We start from the raw sequence: 14,895 nt of genomic DNA on the forward strand, positions 1-14,895 counted from the left end.
TTCGTCCTACGGCCTGACCGCGCGCGGGATCTCGCGCACGCGCGGGCCGCTCTCCACGCGCAGCACGTAGGCGCCGGTGGCGCGCTCGCCCACCGAGTTGGCCACGATCACGTACGGACCCGAGTGCGGCAGGGTGAGCGTGAGGCCCGCGTCGGTTTCGCCCAGCGAGTCGTCGTCGTGCTCGTACAGCGGGCCGTTGGGGTCGTTCACCACCAGCCACGCGTCGAAGTCGCCGGACTGCAGACTGATGGTGATCCGCTCGCCCGCGCGGCCGGTGTACACGTACGCGTCCATGTAGCTGTTGTCGTCGCGCAGCATGTCGCTGGTCGTCAGGCGCCCGCTCACCCCGGCGCCCGCACGGATCGCGGGCAGCCGCCGCCAGTCGAGCCCGGTGATGGACACGCCGCGGGTGTTGCCGCCGCCCGGACGCGCCGATCCCGTGCCGCGCTCCACCGACAGCGTGTACGCGCCCACGTCGCGCTGCCCCACCGTGTTGGCGGCGATCAGGTAGCGCCCCGTGCGCGGCAGCGTGACGGTGATGCGCGAATCGTTGCCGCCGCCGCCGTCGTCGTCGTGCAGGTCCAGCCCGCTGCCGCCCGGCTCCATCAGCACCAGCCACGAGTCGAACGCGCTGGAGCGCATGGTCACCGTGATCTGCTCGCCCGCGCGGCCGTTGTAGATGTACGGGTCGGCGTAGGTGTTGTCGCTGCGCAGGAAGTCGTTGCGCGAGATGGTGCCGGCGACCGTCTGCCCCAGCGCGATGCGCGGCGCGCGGCTCAGGTCCATGTCCTCCAGGTCGCCCTCGCCGCCGCCGCCGTTGTTGTCGTCGTTGCTGCTCACCCGGCCGCTGCCGCGCTCCACGCTGAGCGTGTAGGCGCCGGTGGAGCCCTCGGACATGGAGTTGGCCACGATCAGGTACTGCCCGCTGCGCGGCAGCGTCACCGTCAGCTGCGAGTCGAGGTTGCCACCGCTGTCGTCGTCGTGCTCGCGCAGGCCGCCCGACGGGTCGGTCATCACCAGCCACGAGTCGAACGCGCTGGAGCGCAGCGTCACCGTGATCTGCTCGCCCGCGCGGCCGCTGTAGACGTAGGTGTCGGCGAACGAGCCGTCGGGACGGCGGAAGTCGTTCGTGCTCAGCCGCCCCTGCACCGTCTGCCCCATGGCGATGCGGGGGAGCGAGCCCGGGTTCAGGGCGTCGACGTCGCGCGTCCGCGTGGAGCCGCGCTCGCCGCCGAAGCGCAGGTCGCCGGTGAAGGCCACGCGCCCCGGCTGCGACTGCGTCAGCCGCGTGAGCTCGGTGACAGGAACGGCGAAGTTCAGGTTCTGCCCCTCCGAGAGCACCGCCACGCTCACGCCCACCACCTCGCCGCGCATGTTCAGCACCGGGCCGCCCGACGAGCCGTGGCTGATGGGCGCGCTGATCTGCACCAGCGTCTTCCCCTCCACGCGGCGGATGGCGCTCACGATTCCCGTCGACACCGTGTTCGACAGCCCCTCGGGCGCGCCGATCACCACGATGGCCTCGCCCACCTCGGGAAGGCCGCGGGCCAGCGGGAGGGTGGCGGGGGGATTGGTGATGCGCGGCAGGATGGCCAGGTCGGCCGCGGGGCCGCCGACCGCCTCGGCGTAGGTCGCGGTGCCCAGCCGGCGCTCGTCCTGGGTGACGGCCTCCACGCGCGCCGAGCCCTCGACCACGTGCCGGTTGGTGGCGATGCGGCCGTCGGGAAGGAAGAAGCCGCTGCCGAGGCCGGTCTGCCGCCCCGACCCGTTGTAGGTGTTCAGGGTGATCACCGCCGGGCTGGCGCGGCGGGTGATAGTGACCACGTCGGGCTGCGCGGCCGCGCGGGCGGCGGGAAGCAGCGCGAGCGCGAGCACGACCGGGCTGGTCTTGAGGAAGCGTGGCATCATCGCTGGAAACTCCCGGGCGGGCGCCATGAGCTGGAAGGGAACCGCTGCGCACCCAATCTGCGCGCGGGCGCGGGAGCCGTCCAGTGGATGGGCACAGGCCGTCCACCGCGCCATTGTCCTAACCCGTGGACGGGGGATTCTGTTCCGCGTGCGATCCACCACGGGACGAACGAAAAGGAGAAGGCCAGACGGGGGAAATCGCCGCCTCGCCTTCTTCTCCTCTCAATACCAGATCCGCGGATTGCCTGGCAATCCAGACAAACAGAATGTCTCACACGGAGGGAACGGAGGAAACGGAGAACTGCTCATTCGTCCTCCGTTCCCTCCGTTTCCTCCGTGTGAGACTCTTTTGAATCAGATTTCAATCACGCCGTCGCATGCACGGTCATCCGCGGAATCCGGTATCACTCCGTGGAGTCACAGCAGCCCGCGGCGCTTCACGTCGAGGTAGCGGTTGACGACGTTGGGAACGGCGTCCGTCGGGCGCGAGTCGGCGATGAGGACGCCGCTGCGCTGCATCTGCGTGAGCGCGGCGGCGCGGGCCTGCAGCAGCTCCTCCGCGGCGGCGCGGCGGTAGACGTCGCCGTCGCCCTTCGCGGGGATCTGCGCGGTCGCCTCGAGGTCGGGATTGCGCAGCGCGACGGCGATGGGGAGATGGCGCGAGGCCGCCTTCCCCAGGTGCGCCACCAGCGCGGACGACGCCTGCGCGTCGATGATGTCGGTGAACACCACCAGCAGCGAGCGCCGCCGCAGCTGCTTCGCGAGATACGTGAACGCGGCGGGATAGTTCGGCTCCACCATGCGCGCGTGCACGCCCCCCAGCGCCTCGGCGATGGTGTTGATGCTGCTGCGCGACGGCGGGATGTACTGCTGCACCCGGTCGGCGAACACCAGCAGCCCCACCTGGTCGCCGTGCTGCGAGGCCACGTCGGCCAGGAGGAGCGCGGCGGTCAGCGCGTAGTCCAGCCGCTCGCTGTCGCCCACCTTCTCCGTCATCAGGCGGCCGGCGTCCACCAGCATCACCACGTTCTGGCGGCGCTCCACCTCGTACTGGCGCACGATCAGCTTCGACCGCCGCCCCGTGGCCTTCCAGTCGATGGTGCGCGGGTCGTCGCCGCGCGCGTACTCGCGCAGGCTCTCGAAGCTGCCGCCCTCGCCGCGCTGGCGGACGGGGCGGAAGCCGGCCTCGCGCAGGCGGTTGTGCAGGCCGAGCAGGCGGTAGCGCCGCACCTCCATCACCCCCGGCAGCACGCGCAGCGGATCCCCCCGCTCCACGCGGCGCTGGCGCCACGCGAGCCCCAGCGGGCCGAGGACGCGCACGTGCACGTCGCCGTACTCGGCGTCGCCGCGGCGGTCGGCAAGGAGGGGGAACTCCACGCGCTCGTCGCGGCCGGGGCGCAGCACGATCTCCTTCGCCCAATCGCCCTGCCGCACCAGGATCTCGGGGAGGTCGTCGGTGACGCGGACGCGGGCGGTGCTCTTCCCGCGGTTCTCCAGCATCAGCGTTTCGCGCGAGGTGGCGCCCAGCCCGATGCGCAGGGGCGCGCGCCGCTCCACCCGCAGCGTCGCGGACGGCGCCCACGCCGCGTCGAGGGCGAAGAGGAGCAGCAGCACCGCGTCCACGGCCAGCGCGGCCGGCGCGCTCACCAGGAACAGCGCCGAGAACAGGGCGAGAAGGAGCAGGAACCGCCTGGACGGAAGTGCGTTCAAGATCCAGCGTGACGGATCGGGTGATTGGCGATGGCGTGGGTGACGGCCATCGGTGTCGGCGCGGCGCGGAGGCCCTCTCCCCCCGGCCCCCTCCCCCAAAACCGACTGGGGGAGGGGGAGACCTCAGCACGGGGACAGGGTTCGGCTCGTCGTACCCGGCGCCCGCGCGGCCGCAGGCGGCCCCCTCCCCCGGCCCCTCCCCCGCTGCGCAGGGGAGGGGAGCACTTCGAGCGCGGGAGCGATTCATCTGCCTGCAATCGTAGTTGCATGCAAACACGATTGCAGGCAAACACGATTGCGGGCAGCCGCCACGACTTGCTTCAGCGCGGCGCGGGGAGCGTCTGGAGCAGGCCGCGCAGGCGGTCGTCCACGCGCTGGCCCTCGACCTCGGCCTCGGGGGTGAGGACCACGCGGTGGCGAAGGACCGGCGCGGCCAGCGACTTCACGTCGTCGGGCGTCACGAAGTCGCGGCCGGAGAGCAGCGCCTCGGCGCGCGAGGCCAGGAACAGCGCCACCCCCGCGCGCGGGCTGGCGCCCAGCGCGAAGCTCGGCTCCTCGCGCGTCGCGCGGACGATGCGGGTGATGTAGTCGCGCACGGTGGGCTCCACGTGCACCGCGCCGCACATCTGCCGCAGCCGCACCAGGTCGCCCGCGGCCAGCATCGGCTGCACGCCGTACGTCTCCGGGCGGTCGGCGCTGAAGCCGTCGGCGTAGCGGTCCAGGATGGCGCGCTCGGCGTCGGCCGGGGGATAATCGACCGTGATCTTCAGCAGGAAGCGGTCGAGCTGCGCCTCGGGGAGCGGATAGGTGCCCTCGTACTCCACCGGGTTCTGGCTGGCGAACACGGTGAAGCCCACCGGCAGCGGGCGGCTCTTCCCGTCCACCGTCACCTGGCGCTCCTGCATGGCCTCGAGCAGCGCGGCCTGCGTCTTGGCCGGCGCGCGGTTGATCTCGTCGGCCAGCAGCAGGTCGGCGAAGATAGGGCCGGGGTGGTAGACGAACTCCTTCTTCAGCTCGTCCAGCACGTTCACGCCCACGAGATCGGTCGGCATCAGGTCGGGCGTGAACTGCACGCGCCCGAAGCGCAGGTCCAGCGCCAGCGCCAGCGAGCGGATGGCCAGCGTCTTGGCGGTGCCCGGCACGCCCTCCAGCAGCGCGTGCCCGCCCGCCAGCAGCGCCACCATCATCTGCCGCAGCATGGGATACTGGCCCAGGATCACGCCGTCCAGCCGCTCCAGCACCTCGTGCGCGCGGCCGGCGTCGGCCGGGGGTGGGCCCGTTACGATGCTCACGTTCGGGAGACCTCGTCGATGTATCGGTCCACGTCGCGGGCCAGCGCCACCAAGTCGGCGCTCCGCCCCTTCTTCCATTCCGCCTCCAGCTCCCGCGCCGCCTGTCCCGCGGTGGGATGCGCGGCGAGCCGCTGCAGCATCTCCCCCTCCGCCGCGGCCGTGTGGGGGACGCGCCGGCCCAGCCGCCGCGCCATCCCCGCCAGCAGCAGGCGGCGGGCGGTGTCGCGCGCGCCGGCCTGGAGATAGGCGCCCGCCAGCGCCTCCACGTGCTCCAGCGGCGAGCGCCGGCGCGCGGGCGGCGGCGGCAGCGGCTTCCCGAAGCGCCGCCCGAAGAGGAGGACCAGCCCGAGGAGCGCGGCGGCCACCTGCAGCGCCGCGTGCCCCGCCGGCTCGCGCAGGAGGAAGCGCGTGGTCCCGCCGATCACGCTCCCGCCGGTCTTGAAGCCGTGGTGGTACTCGTCGAACCAGAGCGCGCGCCGGTCGCCCGCGTCCACCGCGGTGCGGGCGAAGAGGATGGCGGCGCGGCTCCGCTTCAGCCGCCCGTTGACCAGCGGGAGCGCATCGGACCAGGCGATCACCCGCCCCTTCCCCAGCCGGTAGTCGACCACGACGGGGGTGCGGCGCGCGCTGGCCAGCACCGTGGCCGTGCCGTCGAAGGCGCGCGAGGAGCGCAGGAAGCCGGTCCGGAAGCCGTCCACCGTCCCCACCCCCTCGGTCAGCCGGTTCGCCTCGGCCGTGGCCGTGGCGCCGTGGTAGCGCCGGGTGGTGGTGCGCAGCGTGTCGCGCGCCAGCGAGGTCACCCGCAGCCCCAGGGAGTCGGCGGTCTCGTCGTCGAGCCGGGCGGCGTAGATCACCGTCCCCCCGCGGCGCACCCACTCGGCCAGCGCGTGCAGCTCGCCGGAGCTGGGGGTGAGCATGGGCGAGAGGAGGACGAGCGGGCCGGCCAGCGAGTCGGCGTCGAGGAAAGGCTGCATCCGCCGCCGGGTGGGCACCTTCAGCTCCGTCAGCACATCGCGCAGGGCGCGCGCGCCGGCGGGTCCAGCGACGAAGGTGGACGGGCGCGGGTCGTCGGCGGTGGCCTCGACGCGGCGGCCCGTGAGCACCGCGATCAGCAGCACCAGCACGATCAGCAGGGCCAGGAAGGCCACGTCGCGGCGGCTACCCATGGGCCGCTCCCTTGGCCGCGGCGCCCTTCATCCGCTCCCACCCCTCGGCGTCGAGCGCGCGCCCGCCGAAGGCCACGGGCTCGAACAGGCGCAGGAAGCCGTTCAGCGCGCGCGCCGCGTCGGGATGCTTGCGCACCTCGCGGCGGTAGTCGCCCGGCGTCTTGCTGGCGTCGAAGCGCACCACGCCCAGGTCGTCCAGCCGCAGCAGCAGCGCCTGATAGAGCGCCGCGGCGGCCTCGCGCAGCTTTCCCTCCGCGGCGAGGCGGGCGGCCTCGGCCTCCCAGTCGGCGGCGGTGCGGGCACGCGGCGCCTTCGTCCTGGCCGCGCCGGGCTCGCGCTCGCCCTGCTGCGAGACCTTGAGCGCCGTCCACGCCAGGTGCGCGATCAGCGCCAGCGCCGAGATCCCCAGCCAGCCGATGATGATCCAGAAGAGGAGGGGATGGGTGGTGCGCAGCTCGGTCAGCCGCTCCAGCTGGCCGCCGATCCACGCCCAGATCTTCTCCAACTGCTGGTTGAGCCACTCGCCGATGCCGTGGCGCTCGCGGTACTCGGGGCGCTGGTAGACGGTGGTCACCGCCTTCTGCACCTCGGCGACGCTGGGGAGGGTGGCGGGCACGGCTCACCCCCTCCGCATGGCGCGGCGGACGCGGCGAACGGTCGCCGGCGGGGCGGGGTGACGAGGGGTCACGGGCGGTGCGGAAGACGGCGCGGGAACGCGGGAAACGGCGCGCCGGGACTGCGGGCGCGGGCGGCGGAAGCTATGCGGTCCGGCCGGCGCGTGTCAATCCGGACGGGACGAAACGAGCGGCCGGGCGCGTCTCCGCCGCCCGGCCGCTCTGGGTCTCCGTCGAACGCGAGGCGATCAGCCCCAGCGCGGCGTCTCGGGGGCGGGGCCCTGCCCCTGCGGCCCGCCGTAGCCCTGCGGATAGCCGGGCTGGGGATAGCCGTAGGGCGGCTGGCCGGGCGCGGCGAGCGCCTCGGTCATCATCTGCACGTCGAGCGCCTCGGTGCGCACGCGCCGGTCGTAGTACAGCAGCACCGTCGCGCCGATGGAGAAGGGGAGCGTGAGGGTGCGCAGCAGGCCGCCCAGCAGCTGCCCGATGACCTGGTACGGCGCCGCCCGCGCCATGTCGCCCTCCGAGACGATCACCCCGAAGATGCTCAGGCCGCCGCTCACCGCGCCGCCGGGGAGCCCGGAGATCAGCCCCGCGACGAACACCACCAGGAACACCTCGAGCCATGCGTCCTTGATCAGCTGCCAGGAGCGGGCGATGGCGTCGAACGGGCCCAGCCGCTCCAGCACCACCGCCGGGGGCACCGCGAAGGAGGCCAGGAGCACCACGAACATCCCCACCACGAACGCCAGGCAGCCGAGCATGGCCATGAAGGTGACGGCGATGTAGGCCACCAGCAGCGGCAGCGCGCGCGACAGCCCCCGCTTCAGCGCCTCGCCGGTGCTGACGGGGGTGCCGGTGTAGGCGCGCGAGAACTGGTAGGTGACGCCGCCGATGGCCGTGACGCCGCCGATCATCGCGGGGATGGTGAGCACGGCCAGCGCGATCAGCAGCCCGGGCGTCGCGCCGCTGAACGGGGCGCTCTCGGGGCTGAAGGAGCCCCCCAGCAGGGCGTAGACGGCGGACCACGCGATCACGGGAAGCTGCGGGACCAGCGCCGTCAGGAAGAGCGACGCGAACTGCCGCCGATAGATGGTGAACGCGCCGTCCAGGATCTCGCCGAAGCTGAGCGGCCTGAGGTTGGAGAAGGACATGTGGGTGGGTCCGGGAGAAGATGGGGCCTGAACACGCGAAAGGCGGGGCGATCCAAGCTAGACAAGCCCGTTCGGGAGGTCAAGCGCGCGTAAACAGATGCGGTCAACAAAGTTCTCGCACGCGGGGCGACGGATCGGAGGCCTGATAGCGGATTCCAGGATCAACTGTGCATTGGACTCAGGAATTCCTTCCTCCAATGATTACGCGGAGGCGCGGAGAACAGCGGAGAACTCAGCGCCGGAGTGAGTTCTCCGCGTCTCCGCGTCTCCGCGTGAGACCCTTCTTTGTGATCTAGTTGATCGACACGGCGACGGAGTCGGACGTGGTGCCGGGGATGGGGCGGTGGCTCGCGTCGGACCAGTAGAGCAGGATGTGCGTCGCCCCCGCCGGGAGGCGCGGAAGCGTCCAGCGGTAGGTCGTGCCGCTCACCCGCAGCACGTCGGCGCTGCCGGGCATCAGCTCGGCGGTGCCCACGCGCGCGTGCACGTGGCGGCCGGCGGCGGGGTCCGAGCCGTCCGGCCGCAGCTCGGCACGCGCGTCGAAGGTCACCGTCAGCGGCTGGTCGAGCGACGCGCCGGGCCGCGGGTCGTCGATGGTGATGCGCGGCGCGCGGTCCACCTTCGTCGTGTCCGCGCCGCCGCCGCGCACCAGGAACCACAGGGCGAGCACGATCGCGATCACCCCGACCGCGCCGTAGACCCTGTCCGACACCGACAGCCCGCCGCGCGCTTTCGTATCCGTCATCCCCGATTTCTTTCGTCTCCAAGAACTTGCGGTTGTGGCGGCGTGGAAGATGCGGCGCCCGCCGTCTCCGCGCGAGGGGCGGGGCGAACGGTTGCCCCGGCGGCCCGCGCGGGATACCATTCGCCCCATGCGCCGCATCGCCAGCCTGCTGTTCCTGCTCGCCTTCGCCTTCACGCAGGCGTCGGCCGCGGAGTGCCCCATGGCCTCCGCGTCCGCCGCGCCCGCGTCCGGCGATGCGCACGCGATGCACGGCGCCGCGGGCCACCACGGCGGCCACCACGCGGACGCGGACGATCCCGGGCCGCGGCATTCGCACGCGCCGGGACAGCGCGCCGAGTGCGGCATCGTGATGTCGTGCGGCGCGGCCGTCGTCGTCGCCGGCGAGATCGACGTCCCCGCACCCTCCGCATCGGCCGACGCGCCGGTGCGGACGCCAGCGCTTTACGCATCTCCCTTCATCGCCATTGTCTCACCCCCTCCACGACTCGCGCTCCCGGCCTGACCGCGCGCCCCGCGACGGGCGCTAGACCGAGGATCGCAAACGAGAGAGTGGAGATGGGACAGAGAAGGATCGGCGCGGCCCTGCTGATGGGGGCTGCCGCCGCCGCGTTGGCGTTCGGCCGCGCGGAAGCACAGGTGCGGCCGGACACGTCGCACGCCGCGCATCACCCGGCGCCGCGGGATACATCGCGCGCGGCACACGCGGGGCACGACATGGGGGCGATGCCGGGGATGACGCCCGTGCGCGACACGCTCCCCACGCCGCTGCAGCACGCGGGACTGCACGACGCCATGAGCGGCCGCCGCCACGCCGGGATGAAGCACGAGATGCTGATGCGCGAGTTCGCCGGGGGGTGGCAGCTTCTCGGCATGGCGCAGGCGTTCGCGATGACCACCTGGGCCGCGCCGCGCGACGCGGACAACCCGCTGCACGACACCGAGTCGTACCTCACCCAGCCCGCGGCGATGGTGAACGTGCTGAGCCCCGGCGCCACCGTCGCGCTGCGCACCACGCTGAACTTCGAGGCGCTCACCCAGCCGCAGGGCGAGATCGCCTTCGGCGGGTGGGGCGAGGGATTCATCGACCGGCGGCACCCGCACACCTTCCTGCACGAGGCGGTGCTCAGCCTCAACCTGTGGGACGTGGGCGGCGGCGCGCTCTCCTTCTCCGCCGGGAAGGGGTTCGCGCCGTACGGAACGGACGATCCGATGTCGCGCCCAGTGGCGAAGTATCCCACCAACCACCACCTTTCGCAGATCCTGGAGCGGTGGCTGGTGATGGGCCAGTATCTCCGCGGCCCGTGGAGCGTGGAGGCGAGCGTGTTCGGCGGACAGGAGCCGGACGGGCCGTGGGACCTGGGAAACCTCTCCTCCTTCGGCAACTCCTTCTCCGGACGGGTGATGCGGCGCTTCGGGGGGACGGGGACCACGGCGCCGTGGGAGCTCTCCGCCTCCTTCGGCAGCGTGGCCGAGGAGCACGCGGGGACGACGGAGCGCACGCGGCTGTACAACGGCAGCATCCGCCACTCCGGCGCGCACTCGTTCGGCGGCATCTACGCCATGGCCGAGGCCTCGGTCAGCGACCCCGGCGACGGCGACGGCTTCTGGTCGGTGCTGGGCGAGACGCAGGTCCGCATCGCCCGGCACCGCCCGTACTACCGGATCGAGCTGGCGACGCGGCCGGAGTATCTCCGCGAGGACGTGGTGGGGACCGAGGGCTTCTTCCGCTACGACCACGACGCCCACCCGGTGGGCGCGTCGCGCTGGCTGATCAGCTCGCTGGGGTACGAGTTCGACCTTTCCGGCGGCGGCGTGGCCACGCGGCCGTTCGTCGAGGTGCAGCACAACCGCGTCTCGCGCGAGCGGGGCCCCGTTCCCGCCGCGCTGCTGGACGGGGAGAACTTCTGGAGCGTGTCCGCCGGCTTCCGCCTGTTCTTCGGCGGAGGGCCCATGCGCATGGGGAGCTACGGCGCGCTCGACGACATGACCCTGATGCACCACCCGCTCGACGGGATGGATTCCATGCCCGCGATGGGCCACTGACCGGTCCGATGCCCCGCTTCCCCGCCCCGCGCGCGGCGTTCGCCGCGCTCCTGCTCGCCGCCACGTTGGTGCGCCCCGCCCCCGCGGCGGCGCACACGCGCCTCCAGTCCTCGTCCCCCCATGACAGGGAGACGGTGGGCGACACGCTGCGCACCATCCGCCTCCGCTTCAGCGAGGCGGTGGCGCCGGCGATGTCGATGCTGGAGCTGTCGATGTACGATTCCGTCGTCGTGAGCGGGGCGATGGCCGTCGGGGCGGAGGGAGACGCGAAGGTGCTCGAGTTCGCCCTCCCCGGCGCGCTCGATCCCGGCACCTACCGCGTGTCGTGGCACGCGGCGTCGGCGGACGGGCACGTGATCCGCGGCAGCTTCCGGTTCTTGGTCGTCGAGACGACTCCTTCCTCGCCGGTCGCCTCCTCGCTGGTCGCGGCGCAGGACGCGCCGGCGGCGGACGAGCAGGCGGCGGGGGGGGACGAGGAGGCGGAGTCGGACGCCGCGCGGCCGCTGCCGGTGGCGGTGCGGTGGGCGGAGTTCCTGGCGCTGCTGGGGATGATCGGCGCCGTCGCGTTCAACCTGCTGGTGGTGCGGCGCGTCCGCGGCGGCGAGGGGATGGAGCGCATCGCCGACCGCGCGGCGTACGGCGCGTGGCACCTGGCGCTCGCGGCGGCGGCGCTGTCGCTGCTGACGCTGCTGGCGCGGCTGTGGCTGCAGTCCGCCGAGCTGAACGGCCCCGACCAGGCGTTCGACGGCGAGATGATGCGGGCGCTGCTGACCGGCACCGTGTGGGGGAGCGGGTGGATCCTGCAGGCGGTGGGAACGGTGGCGTATTTCCTGGGATTGATGGTGGCGCGCGCGCCGCACGGCCGCTCGACCGGATGGATGGGCGCCGCCGTGGCCGCGCTGCTGCTGGCCGCCGTCCCCGCGCTCAGCGGCCACGCCGCGGCCGAGGAGAAGGCGACGGCGGTCGCCATCGCCAGCGACTGGCTGCACGTGCTGGGCGCCGGCGTGTGGCTGGGGACGTTGGCGACGGTGATGCTGGCCGGCCTTCCCGCCGCGGCGTTCGCGCACGAGGGGGAGGGGACGGCTGGGTTTGCGCGGATGGTGGCGGCGTTCTCGCCGGTCGCGCTCGCCGGCGCGGGCACGGCGGGGGTGACGGGGGTGGTGAGCGCGCTCTTCCATATCACCGCCGTTGGCGACCTGTGGAACACGAGCTACGGCGTGATGCTGCTGATCAAGCTGGCCCTGCTGGGGATCGTCGCGGCGATCGGCTTCCACAACTGGCGCACCGTCCTGCCGTCGCTGCACGCGTCCGAGTCTCCCACGCGCCTGCGCCGCACCGCCGCCGCCGAGCTCGCCACCGGCGTCGTCGTAGTCCTCGTCACCGCCATCCTCGTCGCCCTCCCGCCGCCGTAAACAGAAGGGTCTCACGCAGAGGGCGCAGAGCTACCGAACGAGCTCTCTGCGACCTCTGCGCCCTCTGCGTGAGATTCTTCTTTATTTTCTTCAGGCCGCGACCAGCTCCGGCTCCTTCCGCTTGGGGCGATTCATGATGTGCACGGCCTCGCCGAGGGCGTGCTTGAAGGCTTCCATCACCCCCTCGCCAAGGGTGGGGTGGGGGTGGATGGTGAGCGCCACGTCCTCGGGCGACGCCATCATCTCCAGCGCGAACGACGCCTCGCCGATCAGCTCGCTGGCCTCGGGGCCGACGATCTGCACCCCGATCACCCGCTCCTGGTCGGCGACGATCTTGATGAACCCGTCCGTCTCCACCAGCGACATCGCCCGCCCGCTGGCGCCGAACGGGAACTTGCCGATGGTGACGTCCAGCCCGCGCCGCTTCGCCTCCGCCTCGCCGATGCCGACGGTGGCGATCTCGGGGTCGGTGAACACCGCCGCGGGCATCGCCAGCCAGTCGCGCCGGGCGTAGCGGCCGGCGATCACCTCCGCCGCCACCTCGGCCTCGCGGAAGGCCTTGTGCGCCAGGTACGGCCCGCCGGCGACGTCGCCCACCGCGAAGATCCCCTCCACGCTGGTCATCGCCCGCTCGTCCACCGCCATGTGCCCGCGCGCGTCCAGCCGCACGCCCACGTTCTCCAGCCCCAGCCCAGCCGTGTTGGGGACGAAGCCGACCGCGACGAGCACCTTCTCCGCCTCGATGGTCCGCGTGGCGCCGTCGTGCTCCACGGTGACGGCGGCCCGCCCGCCGCGATCCTCCCAGCGCACCGCCTTCGCGCTCGTCAGGATCTCGCCGCCGCGCTTGCGCAGCTTCCGCTCGACGACCCGGACGAGATCCGCGTCCACGCCGGGAAGGAGCGCGTCCGTCAGCTCCACGACTGTGAGCTTCGTCCCCAGCCGCTGGTACATCATCCCCAGTTCCAGCCCGATCACCCCGCCGCCGATCACCAGCAGCGACTCGGGGATGGAGGTGAGATCCACCGCGTCGCGGGCGGTGATGACGCGCTCGTGGTCCGGCTCGAACCCAGGCACAGTGGCCAGCCGCGCCCCGGTCGCCAGGACGACGGCGTCCGCGGCGTAGCGTTCGATCGACCCATCCGTGGCGACGACCTCGACGGTGCGTGCGTCCAGCAGCCGCGCGGCACCGAAGACGACCTCGCCGCCGTTGCCGCGGATCAGCGTGCCGACGTTGGTCGTCAGCCGGTCCACGATCCCGCCCTTCCAGCGCTGCGTGGCCGCGAAGTCGATGCGCGGCTCCGCGCTGATCCCCATCACCCCCGCCTCGCGCACGCGGCCGACCAGGCCGGCGGCGGTGATCAGCGCCTTGCTGGGGATGCACCCCCAGTTCAGGCACACGCCGCCGAGCGACTCGCGCTCCACGCACAGCACGCGCTTGCCCAGCTGCGCCAGGCGGATGGCCGCCGTGTAGCCGCCCGGCCCGCCGCCGACCACGATCGCGTCGTAGCTCCTCGCCTCCATCCTCCCACCTCCTCCAGTGAGACCGAACGGTCTCTTCACGGGCAAATAAAAAGAGCGGCTGCGCCTCAGGGGGCGCGGACGCTCTCGTCCAGGTACCACTCCAGGTGCGCTGCCGCGCGGCGGGCGTGCTCCGGGTCGTCGTACAGCTTCGACAGCATCACCGCGCCCTCGAGCGTGGAGATCAGCACCGACGCCAGCGCGTCGGGGTCCACGTCCGGCCGCACCTCGCCGCGCTCGATGCCACCCCTGGTGACGCGGACGACGAGGCCGCGCAGGCCGTCCATCGCGCTCCGGGCCCGCTCGCGGAGCACCGGGTTGCCGTCGTCGTTCTCGATCCCCGCGTTCATCACCGGGCAGCCGCCGGGCACGGGCGGGTCGGTGGCGGTGCGGATGAAGACGGAGATGATGGCGTGCAGCCGCTCCAGCGCATGGCGTTTGCCGTCGAGCGCGTCGCGGAAGCGGTCGGTCATCACCCGCACCGCGTAGTCGAACGATTCGAGCGCGAGCTGCTCCTTGCTCTCGAAGTGGCGGTAGATGCCGCCCTTCTGCAGCCCCGTGGCCGCCATGATGTCGCCCATCGACGCGCCGGCGAACCCCTGCGTGTTGAACAGCGCCGCCGCCTGCCGGATGATCTTCTCGCGCGTCTCGTCGCCCGAACGAACCATCGCTTTCTCTCCTTTGAGACCGAACGGTCTCAATCTACCCAGATCGAACTCCAGAATCAAGCTCCGCGAGCGCCGATGGCTGCAGGCCGAAGGATCTATAGCTTGTTACGGCACACACTTACCGGAGCGCGCCGATCCCTACCGTCGGCCCCTCGTCGCGACACCCAGGCTGTCGTTCACCCCAGTGGGGGACTGCTCAGGTGCCGTCCCCCGTATCTCTGATGAGCGCTTGTGCGAAGGTGATGCTTTCGTTCCCGTCACTCTCCCACGTCACAGCATGAGAAACGCCGCCCAACGGCCTCCATCCAGCGGCTATCATCTCCGTAATGCGCCGGTCAAACTGTTCCGACGGCTCTTTGAACCGCCAGTCACCGTGGTATGTAATCACTCGATATTCGATGCTCATAGATCCTCCGTTCGGTGGGCTTCCCGGCCACCCCTTCCGGTGGCATCATGGGCCGGAGTGCCGGACTCCAGCCCATGCCTCGCGCGGCTTGCAAGGCTTTTCGTGGTTGTTGCTGCGGCGTAACCGTTCAGTTGGTCGGCAGAATCGTGGGCGCGGGGGTGCCAGCACGCAGGGCTGCGATGGAGCGAGCTACAAAGTCGAGCGGATGAATTCCTTGTTGCTGACAGGTCGCGCTGATCGAGAGGATGCGCTCGGCGTA

The 14,895-nt window shown here is 72.1% G+C and carries 13 protein-coding genes; 3 read left to right on the forward strand and 10 right to left on the reverse strand.

All coding sequences use genetic code 11. The annotated features are described in order from the left end of the window. Positions 1–6: 6 nt before the first annotated feature. The 7 genes from VF092_05455 to VF092_05485 all read right to left on the reverse strand — a co-directional run bounded on the left by VF092_05455 (position 7) and on the right by VF092_05485 (position 8,589). A complete protein-coding gene (locus VF092_05455; protein ID HEX6746723.1) occupies positions 7–1,908 on the reverse strand; it encodes a S1C family serine protease in 1,902 nt (633 codons plus the stop codon). Between the two features lie 417 nt (positions 1,909–2,325). Next, positions 2,326–3,618, reverse strand: coding sequence for a DUF58 domain-containing protein (locus VF092_05460; GenBank protein ID HEX6746724.1), 1,293 nt, complete (start codon positions 3,616–3,618; stop codon positions 2,326–2,328). Positions 3,619–3,938: 320 nt separating this feature from the next. Then, positions 3,939–4,910 (reverse strand): MoxR family ATPase, encoded by a 972-nt coding sequence (locus VF092_05465; GenBank protein ID HEX6746725.1) that lies wholly within the window; start codon positions 4,908–4,910, stop codon positions 3,939–3,941. After that, positions 4,907–6,076 carry a DUF4350 domain-containing protein gene (locus tag VF092_05470; GenBank protein ID HEX6746726.1) on the reverse strand — a complete coding sequence of 390 codons (1,170 nt, stop codon included), beginning with the start codon at positions 6,074–6,076 and terminating at the stop codon, positions 4,907–4,909. The genes VF092_05465 and VF092_05470 overlap by 4 nt, the downstream gene beginning before the upstream one ends. After that, positions 6,069–6,692 (reverse strand): DUF4129 domain-containing protein, encoded by a 624-nt coding sequence (locus tag VF092_05475; GenBank protein ID HEX6746727.1) that lies wholly within the window; start codon positions 6,690–6,692, stop codon positions 6,069–6,071. The genes VF092_05470 and VF092_05475 overlap by 8 nt, the downstream gene beginning before the upstream one ends. Before the next feature lie 246 nt (positions 6,693–6,938). Continuing rightward, on the reverse strand, positions 6,939–7,844 hold the full coding sequence (locus VF092_05480) for a hypothetical protein (protein ID HEX6746728.1): 906 nt from the start codon (positions 7,842–7,844) through the stop codon (positions 6,939–6,941). Positions 7,845–8,136: 292 nt separating this feature from the next. Further along, the gene (locus VF092_05485) at positions 8,137–8,589 is read right to left on the reverse strand and encodes a hypothetical protein (GenBank protein HEX6746729.1); all 453 of its coding nucleotides are present in this window, start codon (positions 8,587–8,589) and stop codon (positions 8,137–8,139) included. A 127-nt stretch (positions 8,590–8,716) separates the two neighbouring features. Between VF092_05485 and VF092_05490 the strand changes: the two genes are divergently transcribed. Genes VF092_05490 through VF092_05500 form a run of 3 tightly spaced genes read left to right on the forward strand, consistent with a single transcriptional unit; the run spans position 8,717 to position 12,044 of the window. Further along, a complete protein-coding gene (locus VF092_05490) occupies positions 8,717–9,091 on the forward strand; it encodes a hypothetical protein (protein HEX6746730.1) in 375 nt (124 codons plus the stop codon). 53 nt (positions 9,092–9,144) lie between these two features. Further along, entirely contained in the window at positions 9,145–10,632 is a 1,488-nt protein-coding gene (locus VF092_05495; protein ID HEX6746731.1) for a hypothetical protein, read from the forward strand. A gap of 8 nt (positions 10,633–10,640) precedes the next feature. Next, positions 10,641–12,044, forward strand: coding sequence for a copper resistance protein CopC (locus VF092_05500; protein ID HEX6746732.1), 1,404 nt, complete (start codon positions 10,641–10,643; stop codon positions 12,042–12,044). A gap of 90 nt (positions 12,045–12,134) precedes the next feature. On the opposite strand, the gene lpdA is transcribed toward VF092_05500, so the two are convergent. From lpdA to VF092_05515, 3 genes are all read right to left on the reverse strand, one after another. Continuing rightward, the gene (lpdA, locus tag VF092_05505; GenBank protein ID HEX6746733.1) at positions 12,135–13,565 is read right to left on the reverse strand and encodes a dihydrolipoyl dehydrogenase; all 1,431 of its coding nucleotides are present in this window, start codon (positions 13,563–13,565) and stop codon (positions 12,135–12,137) included. 65 nt (positions 13,566–13,630) lie between these two features. Further along, a complete protein-coding gene (locus VF092_05510) occupies positions 13,631–14,230 on the reverse strand; it encodes a TetR/AcrR family transcriptional regulator (protein HEX6746734.1) in 600 nt (199 codons plus the stop codon). A gap of 196 nt (positions 14,231–14,426) precedes the next feature. Next, positions 14,427–14,636, reverse strand: coding sequence for a DUF1737 domain-containing protein (locus VF092_05515; protein HEX6746735.1), 210 nt, complete (start codon positions 14,634–14,636; stop codon positions 14,427–14,429). Positions 14,637–14,895: the final 259 nt, after the last annotated feature.

This window comes from Longimicrobium sp., from assembly GCA_036377595.1.
Taxonomy (GTDB): Bacteria; Gemmatimonadota; Gemmatimonadetes; order Longimicrobiales; family Longimicrobiaceae; genus Longimicrobium.

Excerpts from the sequence above, each read along its gene's own strand:
- lpdA (HEX6746733.1), bottom strand. The coding sequence starts at position 13,565 with ATGGAGGCGAGGAGCTACGACGCGATCGTGGTCGGCGGCGGGCCGGGC.
- VF092_05485 (HEX6746729.1), bottom strand. The coding sequence starts at position 8,589 with ATGACGGATACGAAAGCGCGCGGCGGGCTGTCGGTGTCGGACAGGGTC.
- VF092_05500 (HEX6746732.1), top strand. The coding sequence starts at position 10,641 with ATGCCCCGCTTCCCCGCCCCGCGCGCGGCGTTCGCCGCGCTCCTGCTC.
- VF092_05470 (HEX6746726.1), bottom strand. The coding sequence starts at position 6,076 with ATGGGTAGCCGCCGCGACGTGGCCTTCCTGGCCCTGCTGATCGTGCTG.
- VF092_05495 (HEX6746731.1), top strand. The coding sequence starts at position 9,145 with ATGGGACAGAGAAGGATCGGCGCGGCCCTGCTGATGGGGGCTGCCGCC.
- VF092_05455 (HEX6746723.1), bottom strand. The coding sequence starts at position 1,908 with ATGATGCCACGCTTCCTCAAGACCAGCCCGGTCGTGCTCGCGCTCGCG.
- VF092_05480 (HEX6746728.1), bottom strand. The coding sequence starts at position 7,844 with ATGTCCTTCTCCAACCTCAGGCCGCTCAGCTTCGGCGAGATCCTGGAC.
- VF092_05490 (HEX6746730.1), top strand. The coding sequence starts at position 8,717 with ATGCGCCGCATCGCCAGCCTGCTGTTCCTGCTCGCCTTCGCCTTCACG.
- VF092_05515 (HEX6746735.1), bottom strand. The coding sequence starts at position 14,636 with ATGAGCATCGAATATCGAGTGATTACATACCACGGTGACTGGCGGTTC.
- VF092_05510 (HEX6746734.1), bottom strand. The coding sequence starts at position 14,230 with ATGGTTCGTTCGGGCGACGAGACGCGCGAGAAGATCATCCGGCAGGCG.